Raw genomic sequence first — 16,722 nt, 5'->3', positions numbered from 1 at the left:
CGGTGGCGGCGTTACTGCGCGCCCTGCAGCTCGGTCACGACGAACTTGCTGCCCTGCTGCTCGACGACAAAGCCGACCTTGTCGCCCACCGCGACCCCTTCGAGCAGCGCGGCGTCCTTCACGTCAAACACCATGGTCATCGGCGGCATGCCGATATTGGCAATGGGGCCATGGCGCAGGGTAATCTTCTGCCGGGCCGCATCGATCTTGCGCACCTCACCCTGGCTCATGCTGGCGTTGGCCTGCACGGCCTCGTGGCCCTTATGGCCGCTGTGTTCATCGCTGGCCTGTACGCTAAACGCCAGGCTGCCCAGCAGGCAGGCAATCAGTAGTTGCTTCATGGTCTTGCTCCTCAAGTCAGACGACCCAGCGGCCGCCCTGATCATTTATCGGCCCGCGCAAGAATTACGCTGCCGCTATTACGCCGGCCAGCACAGGCTGATCCGGCTTTGCACGCCTCTGTCAGTTCGCCACAACCCGCACCTTGCCAACCATCCCAGCCTGGTAATGGCCGACGATCAGGCAGGCAAAGTCGAAGTCGCCAGCGCGGTTGAAGGTCCAGATGATCTCGCCGGTCTGACCCGGGGCAACGTGGGCCATATAGGGCTCGTCATGCTCCATACCGGGGAACTTGACCATCAGCGCCGCGTGCTTATCCAGATCGTCCTGGGTGCCGATGACGAATTCGTGCAGCACCTGGCCGTTATTGCGGTGGAGCAGGCGAATGGTTTCGCCCTGCTTGACCTCAAGGAAGTCGGGAGTAAAACGCATGGCATCGCTCATGCCGATCTCGATGGTGCGGCTGACCTGCTCGGGATCGCCGGCTATGCCCCAGGGCTTCTGCTCCTTGATCACCGCCGCGCTGTGAGGCGCGTTAGGTTTCTCGCCATGGGCCAGCAGCGGGCTGCTGACAAAGACGCCGACAATGCCCAGCAACAGGGCACTAAGGTTTGACGATAGATTCATGACTAACTCCTCGAATTAAATAAACGCTGCTCGTGTGGTGTAGGAGCGGATGGGCGGCACTCCGCCCAGCGGAGTGCCGCCCAGCCGTGCCTCCCTGAGTCAATGATCTGCATGCCCCCCGGGTTTACGCACCTGCACCTCAACCGGCTCGTCGATCGGCTGCTTGAGCGGCATCGACTGCCCGCCGGCCTCGCTCGAACGCGCGGGTTTGGCCAGGTCCCCTTTCCATTCATAGGCCACAGTGCCGGCCGGGTGCTTGAACCAGCCAGGGTCGCGGTAGTCGCCCGCGGGCTGGTCTTTGCGCACCTTGAGCACGGTAAACATGCCACCCATTTCCACCGAACCGAAGGGTCCGTCGCCGGTCATCATCGGTGCGGTGTTGTCCGGCAGCGGCATCTGCATTTCCGCCATATCGGCCATGCCGCGTTCGCCCATGACCATGTAATCGGGGATCAGCTTGGCGATCCTGCGAGTCATGTCGCGGTGGTCGACGCCGACCAGGGTCGGAATGGCGTGGCCCATGGCGTTCATGGTGTGGTGGCTCTTGTGGCAGTGGAAGGCCCAGTCGCCCTCCTCGTCGGCGAGGAACTCGACCTGACGCATCTGCCCCACCGCCACATCGGTGGTCACCTCCGGCCAGCGCGAACCCACCGGGGTCGGCCCGCCATCGGTACCGGTCACTTCGAACTCATGGCCATGCAGGTGGATCGGGTGATTGGTCATGGTCAGGTTGCCGACGCGGATGCGCACCTTGTCGTTATGCCGCACCACTAGCGGGTCGATGCCCGGGAAGATGCGGCTGTTGAAGGTCCACAGGTTGAAGTCGAGCATGGTCATGATCTTCGGCGTGGCCGCCCCGGGCTCGATGTCGTAGGCGTTAAGCAGGAAGCAGAAATCCCGATCCACTTCGCTGATCAGCGGATGATGCGCCTTGGGATGGGTGACCCAGAAGCCCATCATGCCCATGGCCATCTGGGTCATTTCGTCGGCATGGGGGTGGTACATAAAGGTGCCGGGGCGACGGGCGACGAACTCGTAAACGAAGGTCTTGCCCACCGGAATCGCCGGCTGGGTCAGCCCGGAGACGCCGTCCATGCCATTGGGCAGGCGCTGACCGTGCCAGTGGATGCTGGTGTGCTCGGGCAGTTTGTTGGTGACGAAGATGCGCACCCGGTCGCCCTCCACCACCTCGATGGTCGGCCCTGGCGACTGGCCGTTATAGCCCCACAGGTGGGCCTTGTAGCCGGGTGCCAGCTCGCGCACCACGGGTTCTGCGACCAGGTGGAACTCCTTGACCCCGTTGTTCAACCGCCACGGCAGGGTCCAGCCATTGAGGGTGACCACCGGGTTATAGGGCCGGCCGTTCTGCGGCTGCAGCGGCGGCTGGGTATCGGCACTGCCCTGGGACACCGCTTCCGGCACGCCGGCCAGGGATACCCGGCTGACCGCCGAAGTGGCGACAGCGGCGGTAATGGCACTGGCACCGAGAAAGAAATCACGTCGTGAAACCATGGGAAATAGTCCTTGATCAGTGCCCGGCGGGCTCGTCGGTGACGGCCATAGCCGGTGTGCTCGATGACAGGCTGGGCGCACCCAACAGGGCCATATCCAGATCGGCCTTGGCGATCCAGAAATCGCGCTGCGCCTGCAGGTAGCCATCCACCGCCAGCACCTGCTTGCGCGCATCGGCCAGCAGCTCGAAGGTGCTGATAAACATGCCGTTGTACTGCAGGACATTTTCCTCGGCGATGCGCGCGCGCAGCGGCAGCACCTCGTCGCGGTAATGCCGGGCAATGTCATGGCTGGCCTGGTAACCCAGGTAAGCCTCGCGCACCTGCGAGCGCGCGTTGATCGCCGTTTCGGCCGCGCGGTTGAGCATCTGCCGGTACTGCGCCTCAGCCTTGGCCACCTTGGCTCCGCTCCAGTCGAACAGCGGCAACTCGACGCTGATCTCGTAACCGCGCTGGGTCGGCTCCTCATTGGAGCGGTTATTCACCACGCCCAGCTCCAGCACGTTGATAAAGCGCGTGGTCTTGCTCAGCCCCAGGTTCTTGGCCAGACGCTCGGCGTCCAGGCGCACGGTCTGGATATCCAGACGCTGGGCCATAGCCAGGCGTTCGACATCCGCCAGCTGCTCAGCCGTGGCCGGCAATTCGGGCAGGCGTGCGGGCAGCTGGAAGTCGAGCTGCTCACCCCACAAGCCAAGCAAGCGGGTCAGCTGCTCGCGGCTCTGCACCCGGGCCTGTTCGGCGCGGATCAGATTAAGCCCGGCATCGGCATAGAAGCTCTGCTCCTGGGCCCGTTGCAGGGTGCTGTAGTTGCCCACCGCCGCCAGCCGCCTGGCCAGCTCGGCAGAGATTTCAGCCGACTCCATCACCTGGCCCATAAAGCCCAGGCTCTCCTGCGCCGCCACCGCGCGGTACCAGGCCTTGCGGGTCTGGCTGGCCAGTTCGAACACCGCCAGGCTGGTCTGCCGCTGCACCTGCTCGAAGCGCTTGGCCTCCATGCCGGAGGTCAGCGGCATGGCGATCAGCCGCGCCAGGTTGATATGCAGGCCGCGCTCGTACTCCACCTCGCTGCCCTTCTCCATACGACCGAAGGAAAAGCCCGGATTGGGGATACGCCCGGCCTGGACACGCTCGGCTTCGCTGATACCCAGCTGGTCGAAACTCGCCTGCAGACCGGGGTTGTTCAGCAGCGCCACCTGCACCGCGGCATCCACCGTCAGCGGCTCGGCCAGTAACTCGGCGACCCGCTCGGCCACCTGGCTGCGCTGCTCCGGGGTTTTCACCCAGGTAACCTGCTTGTCCAACTGCACCTGGCTGGCCTGCTCGACCGTGGCAAAACCACCGTCCTGGCTAAAGCCGGCGCAACCGACCAGCAACAAGGGGCTACAGAGCCCGGCCAGGCGTAAAAAGCCATTCAGTCGCCGCGCGTTAGTGATGGCCATGGTGCTGCTCCATTGGCTTGGCCGGCGGCTCGACAGCCGGCTCAGTGGGCTGCTGCGCCGAGACTTCCTCGGCGTAAGGCTCCTGGGCGTAGGTGCGCCAGCCGCCGATACGGCCGACCAGCTCATTGGCCTCGCGCCAATCCTGCAGCGGTTGCTCGCTAAAACTCTGGTAGGTCTTGAGCGGTGATTGATAGTGCACAGCCGGCGTGGCGGCCTGGGCATCCAGCGGGTCGGGCAACTCGGCCCAGGCGCTGACAGGCAGCGCCAACAGGACCTGGCAGGCAAACGCCCGCCGGGCAACAAACAAACGCAGCATCGGATGATCTCGCGTCAAGCGCAGTAGCCGGCAACAGGCCGGGCAGCCACGCAACTAAGACAAAAGCCATATACCGGCGGATCTAGCAGCAGGCGCGGATTGCGTTCCTTTCCCCAAGGGCGGAACTCAGCGCACAGCTCTAGCTAACAGGCGATATAACAGGCTCAGTAAGGGGCACCGTTAAGGCGCACTCCTGGCTTAGGCGCGAAACAGGCGGGGGGGTCTTTCCGGGGTCTCGGCGATAAAGCCGATAAAGCGATCCAGTCGCGCCAGGGAAGGCTCGACGGCATGTGGCAGGCTATTGCTGGTAAGCACCGTACTCAGCGCCACCGCACCCACGCAAAAGGCGCAGAGGCTGCATAGGCTGTTATCGGCGGGCTGTATGGAGGTGCTGGAAGGCGCGGCACTGTCGCCACCATGATGCTCACTATGGGCGGAGGCCTGCATGGCCTGGGGAGCCATTACAGCCGGGTGATGGGCCGCCATCTGCTGGCTGCTTGAGTCGCCCGCGCCGCCCTGAGTCAACGCACATAACTGCATGCCAATGGCTGCCATGCTCTGCGCCGGAAGGGCGAGCATCAGCATCCAGATCAGGGCAATTCGCAGAGTGCGCATGGCGATAGGGCTGTCTTCGAATAAAGGTGGGTGAGCCGGATTATCCACCGATTCGGTCACTTGTCCATGGCCGGCAAGCGCCTGAGCTTGATTTGCCCGCAGCCGACCATCGATATAACCCGCAACCCCATGGGCAAACACCGGCCAGGCTGGCTATGATCGCAGCCCATGACAACCAACCCGCCCATCCGCCAACCCTGCCCGCCCGGAGCCTGCGACTGCGGCCGCGAGCAGCTGCTGGAAAGCGCCGACAGCGACCTGCGTATCCTGCGCCTGACCCGCCAGGAGGAAAAACGCCTGCTCGATCGCCTGGAAAACCTGCAGAGCCTGAGCGAGCTGGAAAAACTGCAACAGCGCATGTACGAGCAACTCGGCATCCGCCTGGCCGTCGCCCCCGGCTTCAACGAAGTACGCAGCATGCGCGGCATCAGGATCGAGATCGACGAACTCCCCGGCCTCTGCCGCAAAACCCGCCAGGCGCTGCCCACCTCCATCCGCCGCGGCCTGGAAAAACACCCAGAGATCGCCTACGACCTGCTTAACGCCCATGACCTGTTTCGGGGTATTTGAAGGGCTGGGAAAAGTAGCTGAAGTCGGACAGGAGCGGATCGGCACAACGGATAGCTAACAGCTAAGAGAAACCATTCGCTCTAACATTCTGGCTAAGGTCTATAAATATAAATAGTCGGATTTATTACTTATAATCAAAAAAGCAAATTTATATTTCCAACCACGATTAATATTAATTTATTTAGTTTATTTGCTAATCAAATTTATTAGGCCTACGCTGGAGTGTCAATTACGACATTTAACTCAAAGGATCGGCATGAAAGCCAGCTTAATTTCTGTAGCTGTGGCAGCCGCCATCGTGGCTTGGGCCCCGATCAGTCTGGCTCGTGAGGCCGTTGCGCTTCCCGGTGTAGTCGGGGCTGAAGGCGAGCTCAATGGTGTCGATACTACGGGTGGTGCCACATTGACCATTACCGATGGTCAAAACATCAATACCAATAACGACCTCGGCGGTGCCTTTACCACGGATGCCAATAACACCGGCGATCTTCTGTTTCTCGGTGACTCAACAGTAACAGGGTCAACCGGCCAGCCAGGCGTGCTGTTTCTAAATATCAGTGCCGGCGCTACTGGCAATACGGTTAACTTTAATGGCGACGTATTCGCTACTACGTCGCAAATTAGCGGGGAAGGCATTGTAAATTTCAATGGCGACGTTATATCGGCACCTGTATTCGTTGGCGATGGCTTTCTTAATCTCGGCGCAGGTCAACTCCTGACGGGCGCAATCACGACTAATACTGCCAATACCGGCACGTTGACCCTGAATAACGGCAGTCATGTCGATGGGGCCATTGGCGGTGCAAGCGGGCTGAAGCAAATTAATGTCTCTGGCGGTAATGCATCCATTACCGGTGCCGTACAAGCCCAAGGATTCAACCTCGGCGCGAATACCCTGGCCATTACTGGGGCATTGACCACTAACGCCAATGGCACGATTGCGACCTCCCTGGCCGGCAATACCGTCTACGGCAATATCCAGCCGTCCGGTGCCTCAAATATCAATGCTGCCGGTATCACGGTAATCCCAACTGTTACGGGCGTACTTACTGCCGGCACGACCTTCACGATTGTCGGTGGCCTGGCGGGCACCAACGGGGCGACTGTAACCGTACTCAATACCAACCCGCTCTACACCTTCTCCAGCGTGCCGACCACTACTGGCGATGTACTGATTACAGTTGAGTCCGTTTCATTGGGCTCACCCGTTGCCGATGTGGCTGCAGGGGCACTGCTGGGTTCGCCTGCTCCAGTAGGCTCCGATGTGCAAGTTGTTCAGGGTGCCGTGCTTGCTCTGCCCAGCGCAGCTGCCGCCAGTAATGCACTGGTTCAATTGGCTCCCAGCAACACCAACCTGGCAGCTCCCTGGGTAGCTGGGCAGACGACGCGCCTGATGGAAGACATGCTGCAAGCGCGGGTGGATGAAATCCAGAACCTGTGCTGCGACACCAGCTGTGGGACCGATAAGCCCCAGCAAGATCTGCGCAAGTGCAACGGTGATGAGCAACCGAGCAATTGGTGGGCCAAAACCTTTGGTAATGCAGGTAGCCAGGGTGATGTCGATAATAACTTCGGTTACGACACTAAAACCTACGGTTTAGTGCTGGCGTACGACCGGCCGGTGGGCGAAAACACCCGAGCGGGTATCAGCGCCGGTTATGCAAATAGCACCATTGACGGCAACAACTCTTCTGCTGAGACCACAATCGACTCCTACCAGCTGACGGGCTATCTCAATTACACCCCAGGCCCTTGGTATGTGCAGGGTGCTTTGACTGCCGGCATGGATCGATATGAAGGGGAACGCCAGATCACCTTCCCTGGCGTTAATCGCATGGCCAAATCTGACTACGACGGCCAGCAGTACACTGCTCTGGTTTCGGCCGGGAAACATTTCTACTTCGATCAGGAAGTTACTGTTACCCCTTTCGCCTCGTTACAGACGTCACTTATCAAAGTTGACAGCTATAAAGAAAGTGGCGCTGGCGGCTTGAATCATCGTGTGGATGATCAGGATTACAACCTGACCCAATCAGGTGTGGGCGTTAAGGTCGAGCGTGTTATTCGATCCGGCTCCATCACCTACTCCCCTGAAGTTCATGCCAAATGGATGCATGATTTTAGCGATACCTCTACTGAGCAAACCGCAGCCCTCACCGGGGGCGGGTCGGCATTTAACGTGGAAGGCATAGAGCAGGATCGGGATCTGTACAATGTCGGCGCAGGCATCACCTTCCTGTCCTGCAATTGTGATAACAGTTCCTGGACAGTCAAAGGGCAATATGACTACAAGTGGAATGACAGCGAGTACTCGTCCAATCAACTGTCACTTATAGCCAGCCTCAAATACTAATAGACAAGTATTGGCAAGGGTGTTGAGCTGCGCGATATTTTCGCGCAGCTCAACACCAACAGCTGAAAACGCAAGTGGGGCGCGGCGAAAACACACGTTAGCCTGCGCCCCAACCTGCCCTCTACTCTTCAGGGACCGAAAAGAGGCGAGTTTATTTATCCCTTCTGGCCTACCTCGCGGCCACCGGCGGTCGCTTACGCAGACCAACTCGATCCCGAGCTGACGCTCGGCGACATCGATATCGTGGTTCCCCGATTGCTCAATCTCTCGCCAAGACATTCTGCATAATCCTGACCTCGCTTACGCCAAGCCGCTTGCAGCCTCAGCGACGCCGTGTAAAATCCCGCGCCCGAAAATGCAGGAGACAACACGTTGGCCATTCACTATTGCGCGCCCCAGGAAAATATTGCATGCGGGCGCACTGGCTCGAACCTGAGCAGCACCCAGGATGTTACCCAGGTGTCATGCAAGCTCTGCCTTCGCACCGTTGAAAAGGGCGCTATTGAGCCTGTGCGCAAGACCCCCACCTTGGCTGAGCTTAGAGCCGAAGCAAAAGCCGCCAAGGCTGCCCTCGCAGCAGCTGAAATGGCGAAAGCGGCCCCTACCCTGTCCCCTCGCGCCGAATGGCAGCAACGCCTGGAGCAACTGCCAGGTAAAAACCGCATCCCGCGCGGCGTAGCTCGGCAGGTATTTATCTAAGCGCTGCTGGCCATAAACGGACGCTTACGAGCGTCCGCTTACTGTGTGATTCGCTCCATCATTCGAGCGAATGGCCCTGAAGATAAATGCACGGACCCTTTTCCTATTAAGCAAAGGCAAGACCTGCCCCTGCGGATACTCTTGAACTCCAGCACTCACGCCATCCTGCGGGCCAGCGCACGGTTTGCAAACGCGATGGCCAGCGCGACAACGATCAGCGCCAGGGCGGCGGCAAAGGTGATGCGCATACCCGTGGCAACGGCCTCGGGATGCGCCATGGCGATATCTGTCGTCGCCGAGGCGAACGCGAACACCGCGCCCATCGCCGATGCGCCGGTGATCAGCCCGAGATTGCGCGACAGGTTGAGCATGCCGGCGATAACACCGCGCTGATCCGCGCTGATATCGCTCATCACAGCGGTGTTGTTGGCCGTTTGGAACAGCGCATAGCCGATGGTAACGACCACCAGGGGGGCGATATAGCCGCCAACGCCAAGCGTCTCCGGCAAGGTCGCCAGCAACAGGCAACCGGCTGCCATACCGCCAAGCCCCAGCACCGTCATGCGTTGCGCGCCAAAACGATCGGCGAAGCGGCCGGCGGGTGTAGCCGTCAACGCCGAGACAAAGGGCCCGACCGCCAAGGCCAACCCCACCCGAGCGGCGTCGAGGCCATGCCCGTCCGCCAGATAGAAAGGCCCTACCACCAGCGTCGCCATCATCACCGTCGAGACCAGTGCGCTCATGGCTAGGCCGCCACACAAGCGTGGATCGCGGAATATCGCCAGGCGAATCAACGGCGATGCCACTCGCGCCTCGACCCATATGAACAGGCCAGCGCCGACTAAAGCAGCCAGCAACAGCGCCATACCCAGGCCGCGGCCCGTGGTCATGGCCAGCGCATAAGCCGCGAGCGTTAGCGCCAGCAACAACGTACCCAAGGGGTCGAAGCCGGCGCGCCCGGCCTTCTGCGCTTGCCGATCGGCGGGCAAGTAGCGCTGCGCGAGCAGCAGCGTCAGCAGGCCCAGCGGCACAGTGATCAGGAAGATCGCCTGCCAGCCGAACCCGGCGATCAGCAGGCCGCCGAGCGATGGGCCCAAGGCGGTGCCAATCGCCGACATGGTTCCGAGCAAACCCATGGCGCTGCCGGTCTTGGCCTTGCTCACCGTCTCGCCGATAAAGGCCATGGTCAGCGCCATCATGATCGCCGCGCCGAGCCCCTGCAGCGCCCGCGCGCCGATCAGCAGCCACAGCGTGGGCGCGAAGCCGCATAACGCGGAGGCCACAGTGAATAGAAATATCCCGGCCAGGAGCAGCCGTCGCCGGCCAATCAGGTCGCCGAGCCAGCCGACGCTGACGATTAGCGTGGTGATGGCGAGCAGATAAGCAATAACGACCCACTGCACGTCCTGGAAGGAGGCATTGAATGCCTGCGCCAAGGTCGGCAAGCCGACATTGGCGATGCTGATACCGAGCGAGGACAGCAACATCGATAGCGACAGGCTGGCCAACGCCAAGCGCACCGAAGGCGTCTGTGGCGCACTGTGCGCTAGGGCCTCACCTTGTCCCGCAATAACTGACTTCATCGCACCCTCCTGTCTTCTGGCAACTCGCGAAACGGAGCTGTCAGAAATCTATCCCTGCGAGTAACCTGGCGGAAGGCGCAGCATTTGCAGGTTATTCGTGCGTGTAACGCCTTATCAAAATCACATCATGTCAGGACCGACAGATGTCCACAGCCGATCTCAATTTGCTGGTCACTCTCGATGTACTGCTCGCGGAAGGCAGCGTCGCACGCGCAGCCAAGCGCTTGCGGCTGAGCCCCTCGGCGATGAGCCGGTCGTTGGCGCGTTTACGCGAAACCATGGGCGACCCGCTGTTGGTCAGGGCCGGGCGCGGCCTGGTGCCCACGCCCCGAGCGCTCGAACTGCGCGAGCGCGTCGCACAACTGGTGCAGGATGCCGAAGCGGTGCTGCGCCCCGCCAAGCAGGTCGACCTGAAACAGTTGGTGCGAACCTTCACCCTGCGCAGCAGCGAAGGCTTTGTGGAAAACTTCGGCCCAGCGCTGCTTGCGCGCATCGCCCAGGAAGCGCCTGGCGTACGTCTGTGCTTTGTACAGAAGCCGGATAAAGACAGCACGCCCCTGCGCGACGGCACTGTCGACCTAGAAACAGGTGTCGTGGGCCAAGACGCCAGCCCCGAGCTGCGCACCCAGGCGTTGTTCCGCGACCGCTTTATCGGCGTCGTATGCGAGGGCCATTCGCTGAGCCAGAGCGAGATCACGCCCGCCCGTTATGCCGCTGGCGAGCACATCAACGTCTCCCGGCGCGGGCTCGACAAAGGCCCTGTCGATGAAGCCCTGCAATCGCTGGGCCTTGCGCGGCAGGTCGTCACCATAGTCGCCGGCTTCTCCACCGCCCTCGCCCTGGCCCGCGCCACCGAGCTGATCGTCAGCGTCCCGGAACGGCACACCACCAGCCTACGCGCCGGCATGCACAGCTTCCCTCTTCCCGTCGCACTAGCGCCGTTCACCGTAGCCATGCTCTGGCACCCGCGAATGGATGCCGACCCCGCGCATCGTTGGTTGCGCGGTTGTTTGCGGGAGGTTTGTGCACAGTAGTCTGCGATACGATCTGCATAGCCGGCGAACGGTGATAAATAACCATTTGGGGTTATAAGCCCCCCCAAAATCGCCTACCGCCCCCGCCCCGCCAGCACCCGCGTCGCCCCTTGAGTTTTCTGGCAGTACCAGAGCACCCGGCTGACGCCACGGGTGATCGCCACGTAGGCCAGGCGCAGGCTTTCGTCCTGCATGGCCTGGTCGTAGCTGTTGTTGAAGAAGCCCGAGTAGGCGTACAGCACATTGCGCAGCGGGTGTGGCTCGGGCGGCATGCAGTCGTCGAGGATGATCGCCACTTCGGCCTGCAGGCCCTTGGCGCGGTGGATGGTGTAGGCCTTGACCGGCAGTTTCTTGTCCAGCTGCGCGGTGATGGCCTGCAACGGCTCGTTGCGCCGACTGAGCAGCAGCACCGCGTTGCGCTCGCGGCTGTTGCGCCCGGCCGCGTGGGCGCATTGCTCGTGGATCTGCTTGAGCAGCTCCGGCAGGCGGGTCTTGCTGTCGAAGCGCTGGATCAGGCGCACGCCGTGGTCGCCCGGCTGCACGGCCTTGCTCGCCTGGCTGATCTTGCCCTGCTTGTAGGCCACCCCACCGAGCACTGCCTCGGCGTCGCGAATAATCGGCTCGATGGAGCGGTAGTTGGTGGCCAGGGTCAGCACGGCGCTGGGCTTGGCCCGCCCCTTACCGGGGAAGTGTCGGTCGAAGTCGATAAACAGCTCCGGCGAGCTGCCGCGCCAACCATAGATCGACTGCCAGTCGTCACCGATGGCCATCAGGCTGACCGCCGCGCCCTGCCCGGCCAGAGCCCGCTGCACGGCCTGCAGCCATTGAACGATGTGCGGCGAAATGTCCTGAAATTCGTCGATCAGCAGATGGCCGAACGGGGCCAGCGCCTCGGCAGGCACGCCCTGCCCGCCCGCGCCCAGACGCTCGGTCAGCTGCTGGAAAGCGGCGTTGAAGGTCGTCAGCCCCTGGGCCTGCAGGCAGCTGCTAAAGCTTGGCCAGAACAGCATCAGGGCTTCGATAAAGCAGCGTTCCTGGGCGCTGCAAACCAGTTGCTGTGGCTGAATCTGCTCGATACGGATGCCAATGCTTTCGATAAAACCGGCCTGGGCGTAGAAGGCCTCATACAGCGGTACAAGGCTAAATTCGCCCTGCAGCTTGAAGCCATCGAGCGGTGCCTTGGGCAGGCGCTTGCCGTCGGCCGGCGGCATGGGCAGCTGTAACAGGCTGTGCACCCGCTCGCGAAACCCGGGCTGTTCGGCGTAGCACTGCTGATAGGCCTGTTTGAGCAGGCGCTGCTGGGCCGGCCGCAGGCGCGAGGCCGTCAGTGGGTTGTCCAGCTCGCGACCGGCGGCCTGCCTGTCGTCCAATTGCTCGAACCAGCGCGGACTGGCGAGCAGCGTCTTAGCCATGCTGCCCATGGCCGAATGGAAGGTACGCACGCATTGCCGGGCCTGGGCGTCATCGAAGGGGTAAGCGAAAAAGCCCAGCACCTTGAGCAGGCGCTCGCGCAGCTCGGCGCAGGAGGCGTTGGTAAAGGAGATCAGCGTCAGCCGCTGTGGCTCGATGCCCAGGTGACAAAGCATAAAGGCCACACGCAGCACCAGGGTGGTGGACTTGCCCGAACCGGCCCCGGCGAAGATCCGCGTCAGGGGATGGTTGCCGAGGATCATCGCCCACTGTTCGTCCGAGGGCGCGCTGACCACCCCGGCCTCCACCGCCCGGGCCACTTGCGCACGCATGGCCTGGATCTGCGCGGCGTCGACCGCCATCAGCGCAGGGCCGTAGATGCCTGCGGTCGAAGGTTTGCTGGCTTTGCTACGGGGCTTGGCGGATTTAGCGGCAGCACCCGTCTTGGTCTTGCGGGCGCTTGCCGTGCCCTTTTTCGCCCGCGCGGCGGGCTTTTTATCCACCACCGCCGCCTCGCGCTCGGCGCGCAGGTAGGCGGTGGTATGCGGGAAGTAACGGGCCAGGGCAGCGGAAATAAGCCGCTTATAGCGCTGCACAGCAGTGGGCATTCGGTGATCCAGTCATTTAGATAGATCGTTGAATGATAAGTGTTTTTCGCCGCGCCCTGACAAGCGATGGCAAACCGCGCCGGCTAATCGAGCATGCCGACATAGCGCGGATGGCTGGCCACGCGCTGCAGCCAGCCGCGAATGGCCGGGTAACCGCTCAGGTCGAAGCCGCCCTCGTCGGCCACGTGGGTGTAGGCGTACAGGGCGATATCGGCAATCGAGAAGTGCTCGCCGACCAGGTAGGGCGTGCGTTGCAGCTGTTGCTCCATCACCTTGAGCGCCTTGCGGCCGCGTACATGGCATTCCTCATATTCAGCGCGGCGCGCCTCGGGCAGACCCTGATACAGCTGGATAAATCGCGCCACCGCGACATAGGGCTCGTGGCTGTACTGCTCGAAGAACTGCCACTGCAGCACCTGGGTACGCAGGCGCGGCTCGCTGGGCAGAAACTCGCTGCCGTCGGCGAGGAAGTTGAGGATGGCGTTGGACTCCCACAGGCAGGTGCCGTCTTCCAGCTCCAGCACCGGGATCTTGCCGTTGGGGTTCTTGGCCAGGAAGGCTTCGCTCTGGGTTTCGCCTTTGAGGATATCGATCGCTATCCACTCATAGGGCAGCCCCAGCAGATGCAGCATCAGCTTGATCTTGTAGCAGTTGCCCGACCGGTAGTCGCCATAGACCTTGTACATCGTCCTGTCCTCCCTCTATCTGTTATCTGTGGCGGGCTGCCGCTTCGCGGCGAGACCGCCCTACTCGATCAAACTGCTGCGCCAGCCTGGGCCTGACGTATCACCTCGGCCAGACGCTTAAGGCCTTCGCTCAAACGCTCCGGGGCGACATGGCTGAAGTTAAGCCGCAAATGCCCTGGATGCTGATCCGGATCGATAAAAAACGGCTCGCCGGGCATAAACGCCACATTCTGCGCCAACGCCGGGGCCAACAAGGTGCGGGTGTCCAGCGGCTGCTTGAGGGTCAGCCAGAAGAACAGACCGCCCTGGGGAATCTGCCAGTCGGCCAGATCACTGAAGTGCTCCTCCAGCACTGCCTGCATGGCATCGCGGCGGATGCGGTAGAAGTCGCGCAGCTCGGCCAGGTGGCCACGGTATTTCTCGCTGCCCAGCCACTGCAGCGCCTGCCACTGGCCGATGCGGTTGGTGTGCAGGTCCGCCGACTGCTTGAGGCGCAGCAGATAGGGGTACAGATCCGGGGTGGCGATCAGATAGCCGACGCGCAGGCCCGGCAGCAAAGTTTTCGACACGGTGCCGGTGTAGATCCAGCTGGCCTTATGCAAGCGGCTGACGATAGGCGTGGCGCTGCCTTCGTCGAACACCAACTCGCGATAGGGTTCGTCCTCGATCAGGGTCACGCCGAACTCATCCAGCAGCGCCGCCACGGCGTCGCGCTTGGCTTCGCTGTAACGCACCGCCGAGGGGTTCTGGAAGGTCGGGATCAGGTAGGCGAAGGCCGGCTTGTGGTTTTCCAGGCGCTGGCGCAGGGCGTCGATCTGCGGGCCATCGGCTTCCTGGGGCACGGCGATGCAATCGGCACCGAACAGCTGGAAGGCCTGCAACGCGGCCAGGTAGGTCGGCGCTTCGAGCAGCACTTCGGTGCCTGGGTCGATAAACAGCTTGCTGGCCAGGTCGAGGGTCTGCTGCGAACCGCTGACGATCAGCACCTGGCTGGCATCGCAGGGCACGCCGAGGGCGCGGGCCTCACTGGCGATGGCCTCACGCAGCGCCGGCTCGCCTTCGCTCATGCCGTACTGGCCCATGCTGGTCGGCATATCAGCCCACTCGACTTTCGGCAGCATGGGTTCGGCGGGCAGGCCGCCGGCAAAGGACATGACTTCCGGACGCTGCGCCGCGGCGAGGATTTCACGGATCAGGGAGCTTTTCAGGCGGGCAACACGTTCGGAGAAGGCCATGGATATCACCGGTAGCAAAGGCAAATAAAAATAGGTCAAACTGTTTGACCGAAATTATGTTTGCCTGAAACTACGACGACCACCGCAGATACGTCAATAGGCTTGACCTTAATGCTGGATCTCAAAAACACAATCACTCAGCAAACCGCCATGGAAGCCTTCTTTTTTGGCTACCAGGCCTTTACCGCCAAAGCCGATGAAATGCTGGCGCGCCGTGGCCTGTCGCGGGTGCATCACCGCATTCTGTTTTTTATCGCCAAGTACCCCGGTTTGAGTATGAAAGAGCTGCTCGCTTATCTGGGCGTCAGCAAGCAGGCGCTCAATACGCCGCTGCGCCAGTTGCTGGAAATGGACCTGGTGCAGAGCCTTACCGCCGAAGACGACAAGCGCAAACGCCTGCTCGGTTTTACTGCCGAAGGAGCCAAGCTGGAACGGGCCCTGCGCCGCGAACAGGCCAAGCTGCTGCAGCGGGCCTTCGGCGAAGTGGGTGACGAGGCGGTGCAGGGCTGGCTCAAGGTCAATCAAGCGCTGGCCGGTAAGGGGCTGGAGTCAGAACCCCGTAACGCGTAATAGCTGGTGCGCACGGTGTTCAGCCGGGATACATGGGTAACGCCTGTCGGGAGACATGGGTAACGGTTTGATGATCGTCACTTCCGTTCTCTCAAGTCGATCTGGCGGAGGGTCTTGTGAATGAAGATCACATCGTAGACACCATCCACGTTGGTTGGGCGGATAGCAATTCGCTCACCCAGCAGCCCACCCCCGACAAAGCGACTTTTGCCTTCAAACTTGACCTGACCGGTTCCCGTCACTTTGAGAACCCGATCTCCCGGCTCATATTCAACCGCCGGCAGCTCCTCAGGGTAGCTGCGTAAACTGGATTGATAGCGCGATATCGGCGGTTGTTGGCCCAGTGCCTCATGGGGACGCTGCTGGTTGTACTGATTACGCCAGTGATCCATCACATACTGGCAGTGCGCCAGATCGCTAAAGGTACGATGCAGCAGCTCCCGCTTAAGGGTTTGATGGAAGCGCTCAAGCTTGCCCTGCGTTTGAGGGTGGTGGGGGCGACTATGGCTGACCTCGATGCCCAAGCGCATCAGCCAGACTTCCATGGCCGATAGGCCACCCTCGATGTTCGAGCCCCAGGGTGGGCCGTTATCCGCTGTCACTCGGCGCGGTAGGCCATAACGGCGAAACACCTGGATCAGCTTTGGGCGTACCAGTTCTAGTCTCTCGCCCTCACATGCCTCCAGGCAGAGCGCAAAGCGTGAGTGGTCATCCAGCACCGTCAGCGGGTGACAGCGCGGAGAGTGGCGATCCGAGAGGTGGAAGTTGCCCTTGAAGTCGATCTGCCACAGCTCGTTTGGCCGGTCGTGCTCGAAGCGACGAGTCGCCGGGGCTTGCGCCTCCCCGGCGTGATAGCGCACCTGGCAATCGTGGCGGTGGAGAATCGCATCAATGGTGCTGTGGTGCGGTCGCTTAACCCCATCGGGCAACAAGCAGAGAAGCTTACGGGCGCCCCAGTAAGGAAACTGGTGATGCAACCGCACCACCTCCTGCTCCAGTTCAGCAGTACTTCGCCCCGGGCTTAGCAAGGGGCGGCGAGATTGATCTTGCAGCCCGGTGTCGCCCTGATCGTGATAACGATTCAGCCATTTGTACGCCGTCTTAGGGCTGATGCCGTAGCGTCGACA

General features: G+C 61.6%; 16 protein-coding genes. 5 read left to right on the top strand and 11 right to left on the bottom strand.

The window, feature by feature from the left end:
• Window positions 1-11: 11 nt before the first annotated feature.
• The 6 genes from VMP31_RS16250 to VMP31_RS16225 all read right to left on the bottom strand — a co-directional run bounded on the left by VMP31_RS16250 (window position 12) and on the right by VMP31_RS16225 (window position 4,847).
• Window positions 12-341, bottom strand: a complete 330-nt coding sequence (locus VMP31_RS16250; RefSeq protein WP_325508742.1) for a copper-binding protein — start codon at window positions 339-341, stop codon at window positions 12-14.
• A gap of 121 nt (window positions 342-462) precedes the next feature.
• Entirely contained in the window at window positions 463-966 is a 504-nt protein-coding gene (locus VMP31_RS16245) for a cupredoxin family protein (protein WP_325508741.1), read from the bottom strand.
• Between the two features lie 99 nt (window positions 967-1,065).
• Window positions 1,066-2,478: a copper oxidase gene (locus VMP31_RS16240; RefSeq protein WP_325508740.1), complete on the bottom strand. Its 1,413-nt coding sequence runs from the start codon at window positions 2,476-2,478 to the stop codon at window positions 1,066-1,068.
• Between the two features lie 16 nt (window positions 2,479-2,494).
• Window positions 2,495-3,916, bottom strand: a complete 1,422-nt coding sequence (locus VMP31_RS16235; protein WP_325508739.1) for a TolC family protein — start codon at window positions 3,914-3,916, stop codon at window positions 2,495-2,497.
• On the bottom strand, window positions 3,903-4,232 hold the full coding sequence (locus VMP31_RS16230) for a hypothetical protein (RefSeq protein WP_325508738.1): 330 nt from the start codon (window positions 4,230-4,232) through the stop codon (window positions 3,903-3,905). The genes VMP31_RS16235 and VMP31_RS16230 overlap by 14 nt, the downstream gene beginning before the upstream one ends.
• 198 nt (window positions 4,233-4,430) lie before the next feature.
• A complete protein-coding gene (locus tag VMP31_RS16225) occupies window positions 4,431-4,847 on the bottom strand; it encodes a hypothetical protein (protein WP_325508737.1) in 417 nt (138 codons plus the stop codon).
• 168 nt (window positions 4,848-5,015) lie between these two features.
• On the opposite strand from VMP31_RS16225, the gene VMP31_RS16220 reads away from it, so the two are divergent.
• The 3 genes from VMP31_RS16220 (at window position 5,016) to VMP31_RS16210 (ending at window position 8,469) form a co-directional block, all read left to right on the top strand.
• On the top strand, window positions 5,016-5,417 hold the full coding sequence (locus VMP31_RS16220; RefSeq protein WP_325508736.1) for a hypothetical protein: 402 nt from the start codon (window positions 5,016-5,018) through the stop codon (window positions 5,415-5,417).
• A 256-nt stretch (window positions 5,418-5,673) separates the two neighbouring features.
• Window positions 5,674-7,770, top strand: a complete 2,097-nt coding sequence (locus tag VMP31_RS16215; protein ID WP_325508735.1) for an autotransporter domain-containing protein — start codon at window positions 5,674-5,676, stop codon at window positions 7,768-7,770.
• A 372-nt stretch (window positions 7,771-8,142) separates the two neighbouring features.
• On the top strand, window positions 8,143-8,469 hold the full coding sequence (locus VMP31_RS16210; RefSeq protein WP_325508734.1) for a hypothetical protein: 327 nt from the start codon (window positions 8,143-8,145) through the stop codon (window positions 8,467-8,469).
• Between the two features lie 155 nt (window positions 8,470-8,624).
• Here VMP31_RS16210 and VMP31_RS16205 read toward each other — a convergent pair whose 3' ends face one another.
• On the bottom strand, window positions 8,625-10,052 hold the full coding sequence (locus tag VMP31_RS16205) for an MFS transporter (protein WP_325508733.1): 1,428 nt from the start codon (window positions 10,050-10,052) through the stop codon (window positions 8,625-8,627).
• Between the two features lie 143 nt (window positions 10,053-10,195).
• On the opposite strand from VMP31_RS16205, the gene VMP31_RS16200 reads away from it, so the two are divergent.
• Entirely contained in the window at window positions 10,196-11,086 is an 891-nt protein-coding gene (locus VMP31_RS16200) for a LysR family transcriptional regulator (RefSeq protein WP_325508732.1), read from the top strand.
• A gap of 74 nt (window positions 11,087-11,160) precedes the next feature.
• On the opposite strand, the gene VMP31_RS16195 is transcribed toward VMP31_RS16200, so the two are convergent.
• The 3 genes from VMP31_RS16195 to VMP31_RS16185 form a co-directional block, all read right to left on the bottom strand.
• Entirely contained in the window at window positions 11,161-13,104 is a 1,944-nt protein-coding gene (locus tag VMP31_RS16195; RefSeq protein WP_325508731.1) for a UvrD-helicase domain-containing protein, read from the bottom strand.
• A gap of 83 nt (window positions 13,105-13,187) precedes the next feature.
• Window positions 13,188-13,790 carry a glutathione S-transferase family protein gene (locus tag VMP31_RS16190; RefSeq protein ID WP_325508730.1) on the bottom strand — a complete coding sequence of 201 codons (603 nt, stop codon included), beginning with the start codon at window positions 13,788-13,790 and terminating at the stop codon, window positions 13,188-13,190.
• Window positions 13,791-13,858: 68 nt separating this feature from the next.
• The gene (locus VMP31_RS16185) at window positions 13,859-15,025 is read right to left on the bottom strand and encodes a PLP-dependent aminotransferase family protein (RefSeq protein ID WP_325508729.1); all 1,167 of its coding nucleotides are present in this window, start codon (window positions 15,023-15,025) and stop codon (window positions 13,859-13,861) included.
• A gap of 111 nt (window positions 15,026-15,136) precedes the next feature.
• Between VMP31_RS16185 and VMP31_RS16180 the strand changes: the two genes are divergently transcribed.
• Entirely contained in the window at window positions 15,137-15,595 is a 459-nt protein-coding gene (locus VMP31_RS16180; RefSeq protein WP_325508728.1) for a MarR family winged helix-turn-helix transcriptional regulator, read from the top strand.
• A gap of 77 nt (window positions 15,596-15,672) precedes the next feature.
• Here the strand turns inward: VMP31_RS16180 and VMP31_RS16175 are convergent.
• The coding region (locus tag VMP31_RS16175) for an IS481 family transposase (RefSeq protein ID WP_325508727.1) at window positions 15,673-16,722 on the bottom strand (1,050 nt) is incomplete at its 5' end.

Source organism: Pseudomonas sp. (genome assembly GCF_035512415.1).
Classification (GTDB): Bacteria; Pseudomonadota; Gammaproteobacteria; order Pseudomonadales; family Pseudomonadaceae; genus Aquipseudomonas.
This window is presented reverse-complemented; position numbering and strand designations above follow the sequence as displayed.